We start from the raw sequence: 15820 nt of genomic DNA, 5'->3' as shown, positions 1-15820 counted from the left end.
GTGATCTGCAACTATGTCCACCAAGGATGCTTAAATAAAAAACCACCCGAAGGTGGTTTTTCGTAGCAGTGTTTGTTAAAGACGATTGAGCTCTTGATTGGCCCAGTCACTTTGGAAACGGCGGGTATCTTCATCATTTCTGGCGTTGAGGCCGATTAAAATGCCGCCTTCTTTAACATCGGTTTCGTACTGCTTCAGCGTATCTTCCGGGATACCCCAGCCGATCAGCGCACCGACCAAACCGGCGGTTACACCGCCAGCGCCAGCGCCGGCAATGCCTGCTGCCAAAGGGCCGGCAATCACTAAGCCTAAGCCGGGTACAACAATCGCTGTACCAACGGCGGCCACTGCCGCGGCAATCGCACCAGCAGTGGCACCAAGCGCGCCACCAATCGCAGCGCCTTCAGCGGCTTTGCTGCCTACTTCGGTTTCTAATGTGGCATGTTTGCCGTAGTAGCGCTCACGCGTCTCCTCCGACATGATGACATTGATTTCATTGGCGGCGTAACCCGCATCTGTTGCAGAAATGTACGCACGTTCTGCACTTGCCTGATCTCTAAATAAACCGGTGACTGTAGTCATATTTGTTCTCCAAAATGTTTTTTATTAGAGCGACCAGTTTAAAAAGTCGTAGGGGTGGTGGCGAGTGTGATTATTCTGATTCGAATGTAGGATAGTTCTCAGACGGATTGGTACGCATACATGTAATCGCGTCATTCCAGGCGCAATTTTTATACGGATAGAGAGTTATAGGGTTGGAGCAAAAGCTGCGAAAATAGAGATGGCCAAGACTACCAAGCTGATGCAATCAGATAACGGTGGCGGCAGCCAATAGTTTTTCGCGACGCGCGTCTGGTAACTGGTTGGGTGTAAAAGCGTAGATGGAGACGTCTAATAACTGCTCCAGCTGATGCTGAATTTTGCCGATATCTTCTGGCATGAACTCATAAGTGCGGTCCACCACGATTTCTAAAAATGTTTCATTAAGCGCATAACCGTGTAGATCGTTGAAAAGTATGCGAGGGAATAAAGCATGGTTTTTCTCCACGATCTGGATGATTTCCAAGCGCTTTGATTTTATTTTTTCTGAAAGCTTCATTCTCAGGGGTTAAGCTTCATCTATTCATCTTGTGTAAGCTTTATGAGGCGATACGCTTCAAAATGTTCATTTTTAAATGATAGTGTCGCCATCTTGCTGAGCGATGTGCAGGAATATGTGGTCGGCTATAAGTCGCTACCGCTCAGGTGCTGGCCACCACTTGGGTAATAGTTTTTTGATTTTAGATTGGTGATAGCGGTCATCCATCAAATGGATCACGCCAATATCATCGGTGGTGCGTATCACTCTGCCGGCTGCCTGAACGACTTTCTGCAAACCGGGGTAAAGGTAGGTGTATTCATAGCCTAAGCCAAATATCTTTTCCATTCTTAAACGCATTTGCTCATTCACGTCATTGATTTGCGGCAAACCTAAGGTTGCAATAAAAGCGCCAATCAATCTATCTCCCGTTAAATCAATCGCTTCACCAAATGAACCGCCTAATACCGCAAAGGCGATCACTTCAGAAGTGAGGGTGAAGTCATTCACAAATTGCTCTTTGTCGGTTTCAGACATGATTCTCGATTGGGCACGCGTTGGAATGTTGGGATATGAACGAGTGAACAACGATTGGACATCGCTCAAATAATCAAAACTGCTCAAAAATAATATGTAATTGCCAGGCCGCTCTATGAATTGCCTGGCCACCAGATGCACGATAGGCTCGTGTGAAGAATGCCGTTCTTTGAACCTGGTGGAAATATGCTTTGCGACTTTCACTTTCAATTGTGTGGCAGCAAAGGGAGATTCCACATCAAGAAAACTGGTGTTTTCAGGCAGACCCAGCATGTCATTAAAAAATGAGGATGGGCTTAATGTGGCTGAAAATAAAGTATTTGAATTGGCTGCCTTAAAGCGGGTGTTTAAATATTTTGCCGGGACCACATTGCGTATGCATAGCGTTGCATCTTGTTGAAACAAACCCACACTGGCTTCCGTTTTAGTGATATCAAACAGTGAATGCTCGCCAAATGATTCGGCCAGGGTGGCAAACTGCAAAGCATCAAAATAGAAATTCAGCACTTTAGCGTCATTGAAGGTTGGATACTCTGCAAGGTAATCGGTGATTCTTGAGATCACGCGTTGTAATTGTTCTTCAAACTCTTCAGGGATATAGGGATACACTTCATAGCGCACAGTCTGACTACGATTTAATACCACCCAGCTGATATTCAGTTTTTCCAACACGCTTTTTAAGGACTTTGGCGCATGGGCCAGCATGTCGTTGAAAGCGCCATAATTCAATTCTGCACTATACATTTTGCGTGAGCGCTCGATCATATTGTGCGCTTCGTCAACCAGCACACTGACTTTCCACTCATTGAGCACCGTGCCGGCATAAAGCAAAGCATAGAGATCAAAGTAGTAGTTGTAGTCCCCAACGACGACATCACTCCAGTTAGCCAGATCCTGCGAGAGATAATAGGGGCATACCTGATGTTTAAGCGCGACCTTTCTAAGGGTGCTTTTATCCATCATGTGTTGTTTAAGCGCCTCGTTCCTGGCGTTGGGCAAGCGGTCATAAAAACCATTTGCCAATGGACATGACTCACCATGACAGGATTTGTCCGGATGCTCGCAAGACTTTTCGCGAGAGGTCAATTCCAGCGTCCTGATATGCAATGCAGGGTTGCTTTTGTGCACGGTCCTGATGGCATTCAAACCCAGCGCACGCCCCGATGATTTTGCAGTCAGAAAAAAGACCTTATCCAGTTTGGCTTCTGGCATCGCTTTTAACAGCGGAAAGATAGTGCCTAATGTTTTGCCGATGCCTGTGGTTGCCTGGATCAACTGGTGCCGTTGTTTCATGGCTGATTTATACACGGATTCTGCCAGCACGCGCTGACCAGTCCTGAATTCAGGGTAGGGGAAGTCGAGTTTAGATAACTCCTTATTTCTGTTGGCCCTATGTGCTAATTCCTGGTCAGCCCACACCTGCAATTTGGCACACAATGATTCAAAGAATGCTTGCAAGGACGCTGCCGGGTATTCTTCAACCAGCAGCGTTTCCTCTTTAGAAGTCACGTTGTAATACACCAGGGCAACGTTGATCGCGCTAAGCGCTTTCTCAACACACATCAAATGTGCATACACTTTGGCCTGGGCCCAGTGCAATAATCTATGGTTTTCAGGCATGCGATCCAGATGCCCTTTATAGGTTTTCACCTCTTCCAGCTGATTGAGCTCAGGGTCATAGCCATCTGCCCTGCCACGCACAAAGATATTCTGGTATTCACCGGTGAGGGAGATTTCAGTCTGATAGTAATGCTCACGCCGTGCAGTCACTGCCAAATGGCCCAGCATGCCCTCAATGGCAGTGGGGGAGGGGGTGAATCGCTGATCCAGACTGCCGGTTTTGGCAGTCAGCTCACAAAGCGTGCGCACAGAAATCACATACTTAAAGATAGCCTTAAGATCTTCTGAGATGGCTAAATTGGCGATTAACTTAATGGCTGGCCTACTTTGCAGGATTGAGCGCTTTAATGATCAGCTTGTGTATCAAGGACCAGAGGCAGATCCATTTCGATTCTTGCCAGTCTCTGCGCCATCTTGATCGTGGACTCGTCGAAAAAGCTGATGTCAGTATCTGCAAGGGATATTTGCCTGTACTTTTCCAAAGCACTCTCAAACGGTGATTCTTTAATGAATGCGATCAATTGAGAATAACGATCCCTTTGTTTGGTATCTTTGGGATGGTGTTGTTCGCTATGGAAGTTTTCCAGATGCATGGAAAAATAGGCAATAAACTCTAATTCAAAACTATTGTTGATTTCCATGCAGACGTTTACTTTGAAATATATTTAGATTAATTCAATCGCACTATTCTAAAGCTTTTTAGGTGGCTGCCAGAGTTCCTAGGCAAATTTAGCATTCACCCAAACACATACATGGTTTAGCCAATAGCACAAATAAAAACGGCTCCCATCTCTGGAAGCCGTTTTTGTATCTGGTGGTGAAAGAGGGACTTGAACCCTCGACCCCAGGATTATGAATCCTGTGCTCTAACCAGCTGAGCTACATCACCATTTGAAAGACCGCGATTATAGCAGTTGTGTCTGGGTACGACAACATTGGTTTATATAGTTTCTTGGTCTTTTCAGCTTAATTAAACATTAAACCTGAAGTGCATGACATCGCCGTCTTGCACGATGTATTCTTTGCCTTCCAGGCGCATTTTGCCGGCTTCTTGCGAGCCTTTTTCACCTTTGAATTGCACGTAGTCGTTGTAGGCGATCACTTCGGCACGGATAAAACCGCGTTCGAAGTCGGTGTGGATGACGCCAGCGGCTTGTGGGGCGGTGGCACCTTTTTTCACAGTCCAGGCGCGTACTTCCTGTACGCCGGCGGTGAAGTAGGTTTGCAGGCCCAGCAGATCATAGGCGGCGCGGATGACGCGGTTGAGGCCTGGTTCTTCCTGGCCGAGTTCTTCCAGGAACAGGAGTTTGTCTTCTTCGTCCAGTTCGGAGATCTCACCTTCAATTTTAGCGCAGATGGTGACTACAGGTGCTTTTTCGGTTTTTGCCAGGGCAACGACTTTGTCCAGGTGCGGGTTGTTTTCAAAGCCACCTTCAATGACGTTGGTGATGTACATCACCGGTTTGACGGTGATCAGGCACAGCGGTTTGAGCAAGGCGAGTTCATCAGCATCCAGGTTCAGTGTGCGTACGGCTTTGGCTTCGTTGAGGCAAGGCAGCACTTTTTCCAGCACTTTGACCAGGGCGATGGCATCTTTGTCGCCACTTTTGGCTTTTTTGCCTTCGCGCTGCATGGTTTTTTCCACTGTTTCCATATCAGCCAGCGCGAGTTCGGTGTTAATTACTTCGATATCTGCCAACGGGTCGATTTTGCCTGCGACGTGAATGACGTTGCCGTCTTCAAAACAGCGTACGACGTGGGCAATGGCATCTGTCTCACGGATGTTGGCCAGGAATTTGTTACCCAGACCTTCGCCTTTGGAAGCACCGGCGACCAACCCTGCAATATCGACGAACTCGACAATGGCGGGTTGTACTTTTTGCGGTTTGACGATGTCGATCAGCGGTTGCAGGCGGTTGTCTGGCACTTCGACAATGCCGACGTTAGGTTCTATGGTACAGAAAGGGTAGTTTTCTGCGGCGATACCTGCTTTGGTGATCGCATTGAACAGGGTGGATTTGCCTACGTTTGGCAGGCCGACAATACCGCATTTCATAATGGCGTGACTTTCAGTGTGTGCTGCCGCGGAATATTTTTTGCGGCTGGCATTGAGTAAAAAACGATATTTTACCGTTAGTAAAGGGGAACAACAAAAGTATCTTGCAATTGCTTGGCGTTACAGTGCATGATTGTGCGCACATAATTAAATTGTCATCAATCTTCCTGGATAAGGATGAGGAATGTTTCTTTTAGATATGGCGTCGCTGCGACAGCTCTTAATGTCGCGCTGGATCGCCGGGGTGATCTTTTCAGGAGCGGTGCTCACCACTTTTTTGCTGTGGGTGAGCGAGCGACACCATGCGGAAGCATTGCAGGCGATCCAGTTCAAGCAAACCGTCATTTCTGCGGCCGATGAGATCCAGCACCGCATAGAAGCTTACCGCCAGATACTGAAGGGCGTAGAGCAGCTTTATACTTCCTCCGAGCATGTGTCTGCGGATGAATTCAAACTCTATGTCGATGATTTTACCGAGCGCCCGGAAGACAATAGTCTAAGCGCCATTGGTTTTATCAAATATATCCACCTGCAGCAACCGGAGACCTTTAGAGACCTGGATATGCCTATCCAGCAGTTGCTGAAGCAGGGCGGCTATGCGTCCGGCACTGAGGAGGTCGCCCCCATCTTATACGTGGAGCCGCGCAACGATGCCAATCGCGAAGTGTTGCTGAAAAACACTTTTGGCAATGCCTTAATGCGTGATGATCTGCTGGCGGCGGGCGACAGCGGGCGACTGGTGATGTCTACACATTCGATGGTCGACACGCTGGCGCCATCGCAAAAAAACTATGTGCTGCATGCGCCGGTCTATCGCGGAAAGCTGGTGGATATCCCGGCAGACGAGCGTAGAAGCATGTTGAACGGCTGGGTGTTTTTGCGCTTTGATGTCGGCGCTTTTCTGCATGAAGCACTGCATGCAACCGAGCAGCAACAATTACATTTTGATGTGTTTGACCAGATGCGCGGGCGCGGGCAAACCCCGTTGTACCATAGTCATGACGAGCCTTATCTGCACGATATCACTGCGGTTTACAGCATGTCGCATGCGCTGAATATCAATGGCCAGCTGTGGAGTTTGCGTGCGCGCTCTACCCCGGCGTTTGAGGCTGTCATTGATTACAGCCAGGCCAACCGCATTGGTTTGCTGGGTGTTTTTCTGAGTGCATTGCTGGGCGGGATCGCTTATTTCGCAGTGACGCGTAGCCAGACCCAGCTGGCGCTGGATAAATTCAACCAGGAATTCAACACCAGCGAGCAGCGCTGGATGCTGGCGCTGGAGAGTACCGGCGATGGCCTGTGGGATTGGTATGTGCCTGAATCGCGCATTGTGTATTCTGATCGCTGGAAAAGCATGCTCGGTTTTTTGCCTAATGAGTTCGATCACCAGCCGGCCAGCTGGCATAAGCGTATCCATGAGAATGACTACCCGGCGGCGATGGCCATGTTGCAACAAGTGCTGAGCGGCGAGCGTGATCATTATGCGATGGAATATCGCATGGCTTGCAAAGATGGCAGCTGGAAATGGGTGTTTGACCGCGGCATGGTGTTCAAACGCGACGAGCAGGGTGCGTCGATACGCTTGTTGGGCACCCTGGCGGACATCACTAAGATCAAGCAATCTGAAGAGGTGATCTGGCAATACGCCAATGTGGATACGCTGACCGGCCTGCCTAATCGCCGCATGTTCTTTGACCGGCTAGACCAGCAACTGCGCATGGTCAAACAGAATAACCATAAGTTGGCGATCATCTTCCTCGACCTGGACCGCTTTAAAGAGGTGAATGACTCGCAGGGGCATGACCAGGGTGATCGCTTGCTGCTACAGGCCGGGCACCGGCTGATCCAATGCATAGACGAAAATGGCTTGGTGGCGCGGCTGGGTGGTGACGAGTTTGTGCTGATGCTCAGCGATGCGCATGCCAGTTATGTGGAACACATCGCCCAGAAAGTCATTGATAGTTTATCGGAGCCGTTCAAGCTGGAACATTCGCATGCCTATGTGGCTGCCAGCCTGGGGATCGCGATCTTCCCGGATGATGCCAGCAACAAAGAAGACCTGATGAAGCGGGTAGACCAGGCCATGTATGCTTCCAAGCAAAAGGGCGGCAACTGTTTCACCTATTTTACGCCACGCATGCAGGAGCACGCCGAGCGCCGCATGCAGTTGTCACATGATTTGCATATGGCGATCAACGGCCAGCAGTTTTACCTCGAGTATCAGCCAGTCGTGAATCTGCAAACCAATGCCGTGCTCAAGGCAGAGGCGTTGATACGCTGGCAGCATCCGGTCAAAGGCGTGATCCCGCCGATGGAGTTTATTGGTATTGCCGAAGATACTTTGCTGATCGTGCCCATAGGCGAGTGGGTATTCAAAACTGCGATTGAGCAATGCCGGCAATGGCGCGCATCACTGAATCCCGATTTCCAGGTGGCGATCAACAAATCACCGGTACAGTTTGCTGCAGAATATAAAAAACAGCGGGACTGGTTAAAAGAGATTTTGCATAGCACGACTGAGCGCAATATGGTGGTCGTTGAAATCACCGAGCGTTTATTGCTGGATGCCAATACACAAGTCAGCGAGCGGCTGGCAAAATACCAGCAGGCGGGCGTGCAGGTGGCACTGGATGATTTTGGCACCGGCTATTCGGCCTTGTCTTATTTAAAGAAATTCCCTATCGATTATGTCAAGATCGACCGCTCGTTTGTGCGTGAGCTGGAGACTTCAAGTGAGGATGGCGCTTTATGCCGCGCCATTATCATGATGGCGCATAGCCTGGGCATGCAGGTGATTGCCGAGGGCATAGAAAGCCTGCGCCAGCTGGAGATTTTGCGCGACATGGGCTGTGATCACGGCCAGGGGTTTTATTTCTCACAACCATTACGCCCGGATGAGTTTGTCGCCTGGGTGCAGCAGTGGCAGCAGTATCCAACTGGCGTGACAATCCGCTGATTCGGCGTCTTAACGGATAGGTTTGTAGGAGATGATCTCAGCCAGTGACCGGAAAAACTTGGCGCGTTCATGTGATTTATGCCAGAACAAACCTATGGTGCGTGAGGTATGGCAACTCAGTGGTACGTAGCGTATATCTGACTCATCTTCATCAATGGCGACGCTGGGCATCAGCGTAATTCCCAGGCCGTGTTTAACCATCACGCGCAGGGTCTCCAGGCTGGCGGCCCTGAAATCATCATCACTTACCTGTTTGGTTGAGCATAGTTTCAAGATCTGTGAACGCAAGCAGTGCCCTTCATCCAGTAATAGCAGGGGTTGATCGATCAACTCATCCACATCGATACTGGTGCGATCTGCCAGCATATGATCATAGGGGAGCGCCACGTAAAACGGGTCATCAAACAAGGCAAGACCTTCAAGCGCCTCTTGCTCAACCGGCAACGCCAGTAAAGCCACATCGATTTTTCTTTCCCGCAACAGTTGGATCAAGGCATCTGTTTTTTCTTCAATCAGCTGTATCTTCAAGTCTTCAAAATGTTGTTTGAGGCGAAATACGTATTCGGGAAACACATAGTTTGCCAGGGTCGGGAATCCGCCCATAATGATTTTGTTGACATGCGTGCGTGAGGCAATGCGCGCAATGCCACGTATCCTTTCTGCATGGTCGGTAATTGTTTTGGCAATGCCGATGATTTCTGCGCCTACAGGCGTGATGCGCAATAGGTGCGGGTCGCGCTCGAAGATCTGGATGTTCAGATAGGCTTCAAGTTTTCTGATCTGATTGCTTAAAGTTGGCTGGCTGATTGTGCAATATTCTGCCGCTTTACTGAAGTTCTTGTGCTCCGCCACCGCGACCAAATATTGTAAGTCTCTTAGATTCATTGCTTTTATATCCTCCCGGGTCCTGCCCTGATCATAGACATCATAAATTTCTGCGGTCATTAAGGCCTGCGTAAAGCGCTAATTCTCCTATCAGTAATTCATTGAACTTGCGTCAGGAGTAGTTCCTATCCCTGCGCCATACAGTGAATTAGAACGCATGACGGAGAGTGCGTGCTATTTCTGTTATCAATGGGCAGATTCAAACTATCAATTTCACAAGCTTTCTCCCTGAAGATTTAATGACAGCCATAGCGATGTGCTATTTCTTTTTAGGAGATGGATATGAAAATGACCATGACAGCTGTGTTAATGGCTTGTGCTGTTTCTGTGAGTGCCGGCGAGGTGACCGCTGATAGCAACCTGGCAATCGGTGCCAATACGATATTGGCGAAATTCACCCGTTTAACTGAAGTCCCGGCGGGTGACATACCGAATGTGGACAAGTCGCTGGCGATTGGGGCCAGAAGTATTTTCGGTATTTTCCCGCGGCAGACCGAAGTAGCGCCTGGCAACATTCCCAATGTGGATGCCGCCAGAGATGGCTTTATTCAGGGAGTGATGAGCCGCCAGGCGGATTATCGCCTGAGCAATCCAGTCACCCATGCCGCTTCTGGCCAGGCCTCTGTTGTCAATTAGCCCGTGGTTAATGTGAAGGGCGCGCCTTCTGCAAGCCATGCTGCTGATTATGCTGTGTTGGTAATCATTAAATTGCTTACCCGGTGACAGGGCATTTCGCAGAAGGCGTCTGACCTCCATTCAACTTAATCTAAAAAAGATGCAAAAAGAAATTTTGCATCTGCGTGGTGTATACGCACCATGCAATTCTTTCGGATCAGAGGAGCACCAATATGAAGAAAAATAATTTATTGCGATCTGCGGTTGCCTTGGCGCTTGTGACTGCTCTTTTCGCCAGCCCGGTATCAGCGATGACAGAAAGCAAGAACCAGTTCTGGTGGCCAGAACAGTTGGATTTACGTCCATTGCGCCAGCATGGGCAGGAATCCAACCCGATGGGGCAACAGTTTAACTATGCCAAAGAGTTCCAGAAACTGGATGTAGCCGCTGTCAAAAAGGATATTGAACAAGTCATGAAAACCTCGCAGGCATGGTGGCCGGCAGATTATGGACATTATGGGCCGTTCTTTATCCGTATGGCCTGGCATAGCGCCGGTGTGTACCGAGTGTTTGACGGGCGGGGCGGGGCGAACGGAGGCCAGCAACGATTTGAACCCTTGAACAGTTGGCCTGATAACGTCAGCCTAGATAAGGCGCGCCGGTTGCTGTGGCCGGTAAAAGCCAAATATGGCAGCCAGTTGTCGTGGGCGGACCTGATGGTGCTGAGCGGCAATGTCGCGCTTGAATCCATGGGTTTTAAAACCTTTGGCTACGCCGGTGGACGCATGGATGACTGGGAAGCAGAAATCGTCGACTGGGGTCCGGAGAAAGCATTTATGGAGGATAAACGCTATTCGGGTAATCGTGTGCTGGCGAAGCCGCTGGCAGCCGTACAGATGGGATTGATCTATGTGAATCCTGAAGGCCCTAATGGTAACCCTGACCCACTGCTGGCGGCCAAAGATATCCGCGAAACATTTGCCCGGATGGCCATGAACGATGAAGAAACAGTGGCTTTGATTGCGGGTGGTCATACCTTTGGTAAGGCGCATGGCGCGCACAAGCCGGAAGAGTGTATGGGCAAGGAGCCCGCTGCCGCGCCCATAGAGCAGCAAGGCCTGGGCTGGCAAAATAAATGCGGCACGGGTCACGGGGGGGATGCTGTCACCAGCGGCCTCGAAGGTGCCTGGTCGGTGAATCCGACCAAATGGACGACGCAATATCTGGATAACCTGTTCAGCTTTGATTGGGTACAAACCAAGAGCCCGGCAGGCGCCATTCAATGGGTGCCAAAAAATGAGGATCAGGTGAAGTTCGTGCCGGATGCGCATGACCCGCAAAAACGCCATGCACCGATTATGTTTACCACCGATCTGGCACTGAAGGTTGACCCTGTCTACCAGGAAATCGCCATGCGTTTCTGGAAACATCCGGAAGAGTACCAACTGGCCTTTGCTAAGGCCTGGTTCAAGCTTACACATCGTGATATGGGGCCGCGTGCACGCTATTTGGGTAAACAGGTGCCGCAAGAGATACTTATCTGGCAGGACCCATTGCCAGCGCTGAATCATCCTGTTATCAATGCCGGGGAAGTGGCAAAACTCAAATCAGCGATTCTTGCCAGTGGCTTGACCGGCCCTGAGCTGATCAGGACTGCCTGGGCGTCTGCTTCGACCTTCCGTGGCACCGATATGCGTGGAGGAGCTAATGGCGCACGTATACGTCTCGCTCCACAAAAAACGTGGGAAGCCAATAATCCGGTCGAATTGCAAAAGGTGCTGGCAAAGCTGGAGCAGGTACAACACGCTTTCAACCAGAAATTGACCGGTGGGAAAAAGGTCTCGCTGGCAGATGTCATCGTGCTGGGTGGCAATGCCGCAGTTGAGCAGGGGGCACAAAAAGCCGGCGTGAAGGTGAAGGTGCCGTTCAAACCCGGGCGTACGGATGCGGCACAAGCGCAAACCGACGAACAGTCTTTTAACTACCTGAAACCCACTGCGGATGGTTTCCGTAACTATTACACGGTGGAAAGCCGGCTGTCTCCGGCGGAAATGCTGGTCGAAAAAGCCAGCACATTGAATCTGACAGTGCCGGAAATGACGGTGCTGGTTGGCGGATTGCGTGTGCTGGATGCAAATGCCAACGGTATCAGGCATGGCGTATTTACCAGCCGTGCCGGCACATTAAGCAATGACTTTTTTGTCAATCTGCTGGATATGTCTACCGAGTGGAAAAAGTCTGCCACCGAAGGGTTGTATGAGGGCCTGGATCGCAAAACCAGACAGGTCAAGTGGACGGCGACACCTGTCGATTTGATTTTTGGGTCTCATGCAGAGTTGCGTGCCGTGGCGGAAATCTATGGTGCAAATGACGGACAGAAAAAACTGGTCAATGACTTTGTAAAGGCATGGAGCAAAGTGATGGAAGCGGATCGCTTTTAAATTATAACTGGGGAAAAGGGCGCCTTTGTGCGCCTTTTTTTATTTGCTATGCAATTGCAGCATGGCTTTTTCAAATTGTCCTTGCGCCAGCAGGTCAGTCACGGTGGTGGATTTGATGATGCTGTCATCAATCGCCTGCTGTTCCTCTTTACCGGCTGCTTTCAGCACATAATTCACGACCTCTGCCTTGTTGCCCGGGTGGCCTATGCCCAAGCGCAGGCGCCAGTAGTCTGCGGTGTTCAAGGCGGCATGGATATCGCGCAGGCCGTTGTGTCCGCCATGGCCGCCGCCAAATTTCAGCTTGGCCTGACCGGGCGGTAGGTCGAGCTCATCATGCACTACCAGAATCTCGGCCGGCGTGATTTTGTAGTAATTGGCGAGTGCAGCAACGGACTTGCCGCTGGCATTCATAAAGGTGGTCGGTTTGAGTAACCATTTATCACTATGCGGTTGCCATTTGCCGGCGATGCCAAATAGTTTGGCTTCAACAGCCAGGCGGCTGGCGGATTGTTGTGCCAGCAAATCGACCAGCCAGAAGCCCGCATTGTGCCGGGTCATGGTGTACTTTTCGCCCGGATTGCCCAAGCCTACAATTAATTTAATCCCGTTCATGCCATTGTCTTTAATCATTAAAATCGCGCAGCTTTAATGCCGCAGCGATAAAGAAGAAATCGTACCCATAAAAAAACGCGCACAAAGTTGTGCGCGTTTATTTTAGCGTTAAAACGACGGTTAGGCCGATTATTCCGCTGCTGGTGCTTCTACTTCAGCGGCTGCTGAGTCGTCACCACCGCGTGGTTTCAGAATCGTTGCGATCGCTGCGTCATCACCGTGTGCCAGTTGTACGAACTCAACGCCTTTAGGCAGTTTCACTTCGGACAAGTGTACAGAGTGGCCTGTTTCCAGGTTGCTCAGATCGATTTCGATGAACTCTGGCAGGTCTTTTGCCAGGCAGCTGATGTCAGCTTCAGTCTGGATGTGTGAGATGCTACCGCCACCCAGTTTTACGCCAGGTGCAGCTTCTTCGTTAACGAAGTGGAAAGGCACTTTAACGTGGATTTTTTCTGAAGCAGACACACGTTGGAAGTCGATGTGCTGAATCGTATTACGCACCGGGTGCAGTTGGTAATCACGCAATAACACGCTTTCTGCTTTGCCATCCAGCACCAGGCTCAGGATAGAAGCGTGGAACGCTTCGTGGCGGAATTGCAGAAACAGTTCTTTGTGATCAAACTCGATGGAAACAGCAGGCTGCTCACCACCATACACTACACCTGGCACATTGCCAGCGCGACGCAGGCGGCGGCTCGCACCCGTACCTTTAACGTCACGTTTGACGGCTTTAATTTCAATACTCATTTGAGAACTCCTAAAAACACCATGAATGGTGGCACTACACTAAAATCCACCCGCCGCGACCAGCAGGTGGTGTAAATCTGATCTTTGATCCCAGAGGCTATTGAAGCCTTGATCCATGCCATCTAAATTGATTTATGGATTTTTAATCCATGCTATCTAAACTTAATTTATGGATTTTCAATCCATAAATAGCGAAGAAACGGATTCTTCTTGGCTGATACGCTTGATGGTTTCTGCCAGCAAGGTAGCGGCACTCAACTGGCGTATCTTTGGACAGTTCTGTGCATTGGTGTTCAATGCAATGGTGTTGGTCACGACCAGCTCATCCAGCTCGGATGCCATGATGCGCTCACCAGCGCCACCAGACAGCACCGGGTGCGTGGCGTATGCAACCACTTTTAATGCGCCCTGGTTTTTAAGGGCAGCCGCGGCTTCACACAGGGTGTTTGCCGTATCTACCATGTCATCCATGATGACGCAGGTGCGGCCTTCGACCTCACCAATGATATTCATGACCTTGGCCACATTCGCTTTTGGGCGACGTTTATCAATAATCGCCAGGTCGGCATTCAATTGTTTGGCAGCAGCACGGGCACGTACGACACCACCCACGTCCGGTGAAACCACTACCAGGTTGTCATACTTCTGTTCTACCAGGTCATCCAGCAAGATCGGCGTGGCGTAAATGTTATCGACCGGGATATCAAAGAAGCCCTGAATCTGGTCTGAATGCAGATCCATGGTCAGCAGGCGGTTCACACCGACGCTGGTCAGCATGTTCGCCACGACTTTGGCCGTGATCGCTACACGGGCAGAGCGCGGGCGCCTGTCCTGACGCGAATAACCCAGGTAGGGGATAGCGGCGGTAATCCGTCCGGCGGATGAGCGACGCAATGCGTCAACCATCACCATCACTTCCATCAGGCTGTCATTGGTCGGGTAGCTGGTGGATTGCAGCACGAATACATCGCGGCCGCGTACGTTCTCCAGCAGTTCGAGCATGATTTCACCATCTGAAAAACGGCCAACATCAGCGCGCCCTAGTTCAATGCCCAAATGCGTGGCAACTTCTTGTGCCAGTACCGGATTGGCATTGCCGGTAAAAACCATCATGTTGGCGTTACTCAACGTTGTACCCTTTTCAGCGAAAACGATGTCTTAAAACCCGAATTCCTGCCAGAGACAGGAATCTACAAAAAATTTAAGCGTGTAAATTTTTAAATCTACACGCTTTATATTTGGCTGAGGAGGAAGGATTCGAACCTTCGCATGCCGGAATCAAAATCCGGTGCCTTAACCAGCTTGGCGACTCCCCAATAACTTGTCTTACTACCGCTTGATCAGCTGCGCGACTTAATCTTTCGCTGAGCTGAAAAGCGGATGGTATTTTAACCCTTTTGCCCAAAAACCAGAAGTGTTTTCTGGTCGATTTGCAATCAATTCATATGCTTTTTCTGCACTGTCTACCGCAACGAATACCGAAGCGCCGGAACCACTCATGCGGGCATCGCCGTATTGTTTTAACCAGGTTAACGTATGATTAACTTCAGGGTAGAGTGCACAAACAACTGCTTCCATATCGTTTCTGGTTTGCTGCCAGAACGCGCTGGAATTAGCGCCGTTTGAAAAGTCCGCTATTCTCAATGGTTTTGAATCTCTTGTCAATGCTTGATGCGCAAATATTTGTGCTGTCGGCACCTGTATCTGCGGGGTCATCACTACATAATATTTATCCATGACCTCAGGCGGTAAAGAAACCGTAGAAAGCTGTTCGCCCACGCCTTCTGCCCAGGCAGGCTGGCCGAAAATAAAGACCGGTACATCTGCGCCCAGCGTTAATCCAATCTGCATCAGTTGCTGGCGTGTGTAGCCTAATTGCCATAACTGGTTAAGCGCCAGCAGGACTGTCGCCGCATCTGAACTGCCACCGCCCAGGCCGCCACCCATGGGCGTGCGTTTGGTGCAGTGGATCTCGGCACCGAGCTGGCAGCCGCTTGCTGTTTGCAACGCGCGCGCTGCGCGTATGGTCAGGTCATGTTCCGGCAGTACGCCCGGCAAAGGGTTTTGCAGCAGGAGTTGTCCATCGGTGCGCAGGCTGATGCGCAGGTCATCACCATGATCGAGCAGCAGGAAAATGCTTTGCAAGGCATGGTAGCCATCTGCGCGGCGGCCGGTGATATGTAGAAACAGGTTGAGTTTGCACGGGGCAAAATATAAGGAAGCATCCATGCCGCTATTGTAAAGCATGCGCCCGGGGTTGAAGAATCAAAGCG

General features: G+C 50.2%; 13 protein-coding genes and 2 tRNA genes. 3 read left to right on the top strand and 12 right to left on the bottom strand.

All coding sequences use genetic code 11. From position 1 onward, the window contains the following. Positions 1 to 75: 75 nt before the first annotated feature. The 6 genes from ACTS9Y_RS02580 to ychF all read right to left on the bottom strand — a co-directional run bounded on the left by ACTS9Y_RS02580 (position 76) and on the right by ychF (position 5291). Positions 76 to 582, bottom strand: coding sequence for a hypothetical protein (locus ACTS9Y_RS02580; RefSeq protein ID WP_442584449.1), 507 nt, complete (start codon positions 580 to 582; stop codon positions 76 to 78). A 226-nt stretch (positions 583 to 808) separates the two neighbouring features. Beyond that, entirely contained in the window at positions 809 to 1099 is a 291-nt protein-coding gene (locus ACTS9Y_RS02575) for a nucleotidyltransferase (RefSeq protein ID WP_442584448.1), read from the bottom strand. 135 nt (positions 1100 to 1234) lie between these two features. Further along, the gene (locus ACTS9Y_RS02570; RefSeq protein ID WP_442584447.1) at positions 1235 to 3484 is read right to left on the bottom strand and encodes an ATP-dependent DNA helicase; all 2250 of its coding nucleotides are present in this window, start codon (positions 3482 to 3484) and stop codon (positions 1235 to 1237) included. 95 nt (positions 3485 to 3579) lie between these two features. Next, complete coding sequence (locus ACTS9Y_RS02565; protein WP_442584446.1) at positions 3580 to 3876, bottom strand: hypothetical protein; 297 nt, start codon at positions 3874 to 3876, stop codon at positions 3580 to 3582. Between the two features lie 171 nt (positions 3877 to 4047). Then, a tRNA-Met gene (locus ACTS9Y_RS02560) sits at positions 4048 to 4124 on the bottom strand. A gap of 81 nt (positions 4125 to 4205) precedes the next feature. Further along, the gene (ychF, locus tag ACTS9Y_RS02555; protein ID WP_442584445.1) at positions 4206 to 5291 is read right to left on the bottom strand and encodes a redox-regulated ATPase YchF; all 1086 of its coding nucleotides are present in this window, start codon (positions 5289 to 5291) and stop codon (positions 4206 to 4208) included. Positions 5292 to 5475: 184 nt separating this feature from the next. On the opposite strand from ychF, the gene ACTS9Y_RS02550 reads away from it, so the two are divergent. Next, positions 5476 to 8247, top strand: a complete 2772-nt coding sequence (locus ACTS9Y_RS02550) for a bifunctional diguanylate cyclase/phosphodiesterase (protein WP_442584444.1) — start codon at positions 5476 to 5478, stop codon at positions 8245 to 8247. A gap of 9 nt (positions 8248 to 8256) precedes the next feature. Here ACTS9Y_RS02550 and ACTS9Y_RS02545 read toward each other — a convergent pair whose 3' ends face one another. After that, the gene (locus ACTS9Y_RS02545) at positions 8257 to 9192 is read right to left on the bottom strand and encodes a LysR substrate-binding domain-containing protein (protein WP_442584443.1); all 936 of its coding nucleotides are present in this window, start codon (positions 9190 to 9192) and stop codon (positions 8257 to 8259) included. A gap of 222 nt (positions 9193 to 9414) precedes the next feature. Here ACTS9Y_RS02545 and ACTS9Y_RS02540 point away from each other — a divergent pair, with 222 nt between their 5' ends. Both ACTS9Y_RS02540 and katG read left to right on the top strand, forming a co-directional pair. Beyond that, on the top strand, positions 9415 to 9768 hold the full coding sequence (locus ACTS9Y_RS02540; protein ID WP_442584442.1) for a hypothetical protein: 354 nt from the start codon (positions 9415 to 9417) through the stop codon (positions 9766 to 9768). 212 nt (positions 9769 to 9980) lie between these two features. After that, positions 9981 to 12188 carry a catalase/peroxidase HPI gene (gene katG, locus ACTS9Y_RS02535; RefSeq protein ID WP_442584441.1) on the top strand — a complete coding sequence of 736 codons (2208 nt, stop codon included), beginning with the start codon at positions 9981 to 9983 and terminating at the stop codon, positions 12186 to 12188. Positions 12189 to 12227: 39 nt separating this feature from the next. On the opposite strand, the gene pth is transcribed toward katG, so the two are convergent. The 5 genes from pth to ispE form a co-directional block, all read right to left on the bottom strand. After that, positions 12228 to 12800 (bottom strand): aminoacyl-tRNA hydrolase, encoded by a 573-nt coding sequence (gene pth / locus ACTS9Y_RS02530; protein WP_442586892.1) that lies wholly within the window; start codon positions 12798 to 12800, stop codon positions 12228 to 12230. Between the two features lie 129 nt (positions 12801 to 12929). Further along, positions 12930 to 13547 carry a 50S ribosomal protein L25/general stress protein Ctc gene (locus ACTS9Y_RS02525; protein ID WP_442584440.1) on the bottom strand — a complete coding sequence of 206 codons (618 nt, stop codon included), beginning with the start codon at positions 13545 to 13547 and terminating at the stop codon, positions 12930 to 12932. Between the two features lie 177 nt (positions 13548 to 13724). Continuing rightward, positions 13725 to 14660 carry a ribose-phosphate pyrophosphokinase gene (locus tag ACTS9Y_RS02520; protein WP_442586891.1) on the bottom strand — a complete coding sequence of 312 codons (936 nt, stop codon included), beginning with the start codon at positions 14658 to 14660 and terminating at the stop codon, positions 13725 to 13727. Positions 14661 to 14786: 126 nt separating this feature from the next. Beyond that, positions 14787 to 14863 (bottom strand) — tRNA-Gln (locus tag ACTS9Y_RS02515). Between the two features lie 37 nt (positions 14864 to 14900). Beyond that, the gene (ispE, locus tag ACTS9Y_RS02510; RefSeq protein ID WP_442584439.1) at positions 14901 to 15776 is read right to left on the bottom strand and encodes a 4-(cytidine 5'-diphospho)-2-C-methyl-D-erythritol kinase; all 876 of its coding nucleotides are present in this window, start codon (positions 15774 to 15776) and stop codon (positions 14901 to 14903) included. Positions 15777 to 15820: the final 44 nt, after the last annotated feature.

Origin of the sequence: Methylophilus sp. (assembly GCF_052173275.1) — a bacterium.
In the GTDB taxonomy this organism is placed as follows: Bacteria; Pseudomonadota; Gammaproteobacteria; order Burkholderiales; family Methylophilaceae; genus Methylophilus.
The sequence above is the reverse complement of the archived record's forward strand: the minus strand, read 5'-3'. Positions and strand labels throughout refer to the sequence as shown.

What these genes read in the sequence shown, in the direction of transcription:
- ACTS9Y_RS02580 (WP_442584449.1), bottom strand. Translation starts at nt 582, where the DNA reads ATGACTACAGTCACCGGTTTATTTAGAGATCAGGCAAGTGCAGAACGT.
- ACTS9Y_RS02575 (WP_442584448.1), bottom strand. Translation starts at nt 1,099, where the DNA reads ATGAAGCTTTCAGAAAAAATAAAATCAAAGCGCTTGGAAATCATCCAG.
- ACTS9Y_RS02565 (WP_442584446.1), bottom strand. Translation starts at nt 3,876, where the DNA reads ATGGAAATCAACAATAGTTTTGAATTAGAGTTTATTGCCTATTTTTCC.
- ychF (WP_442584445.1), bottom strand. Translation starts at nt 5,291, where the DNA reads ATGAAATGCGGTATTGTCGGCCTGCCAAACGTAGGCAAATCCACCCTG.
- ACTS9Y_RS02550 (WP_442584444.1), top strand. Translation starts at nt 5,476, where the DNA reads ATGTTTCTTTTAGATATGGCGTCGCTGCGACAGCTCTTAATGTCGCGC.
- ACTS9Y_RS02545 (WP_442584443.1), bottom strand. Translation starts at nt 9,192, where the DNA reads ATGACCGCAGAAATTTATGATGTCTATGATCAGGGCAGGACCCGGGAG.
- ACTS9Y_RS02540 (WP_442584442.1), top strand. Translation starts at nt 9,415, where the DNA reads ATGAAAATGACCATGACAGCTGTGTTAATGGCTTGTGCTGTTTCTGTG.
- katG (WP_442584441.1), top strand. Translation starts at nt 9,981, where the DNA reads ATGAAGAAAAATAATTTATTGCGATCTGCGGTTGCCTTGGCGCTTGTG.
- pth (WP_442586892.1), bottom strand. Translation starts at nt 12,800, where the DNA reads ATGAACGGGATTAAATTAATTGTAGGCTTGGGCAATCCGGGCGAAAAG.
- ACTS9Y_RS02525 (WP_442584440.1), bottom strand. Translation starts at nt 13,547, where the DNA reads ATGAGTATTGAAATTAAAGCCGTCAAACGTGACGTTAAAGGTACGGGT.
- ACTS9Y_RS02520 (WP_442586891.1), bottom strand. Translation starts at nt 14,660, where the DNA reads ATGATGGTTTTTACCGGCAATGCCAATCCGGTACTGGCACAAGAAGTT.
- ispE (WP_442584439.1), bottom strand. Translation starts at nt 15,776, where the DNA reads ATGGATGCTTCCTTATATTTTGCCCCGTGCAAACTCAACCTGTTTCTA.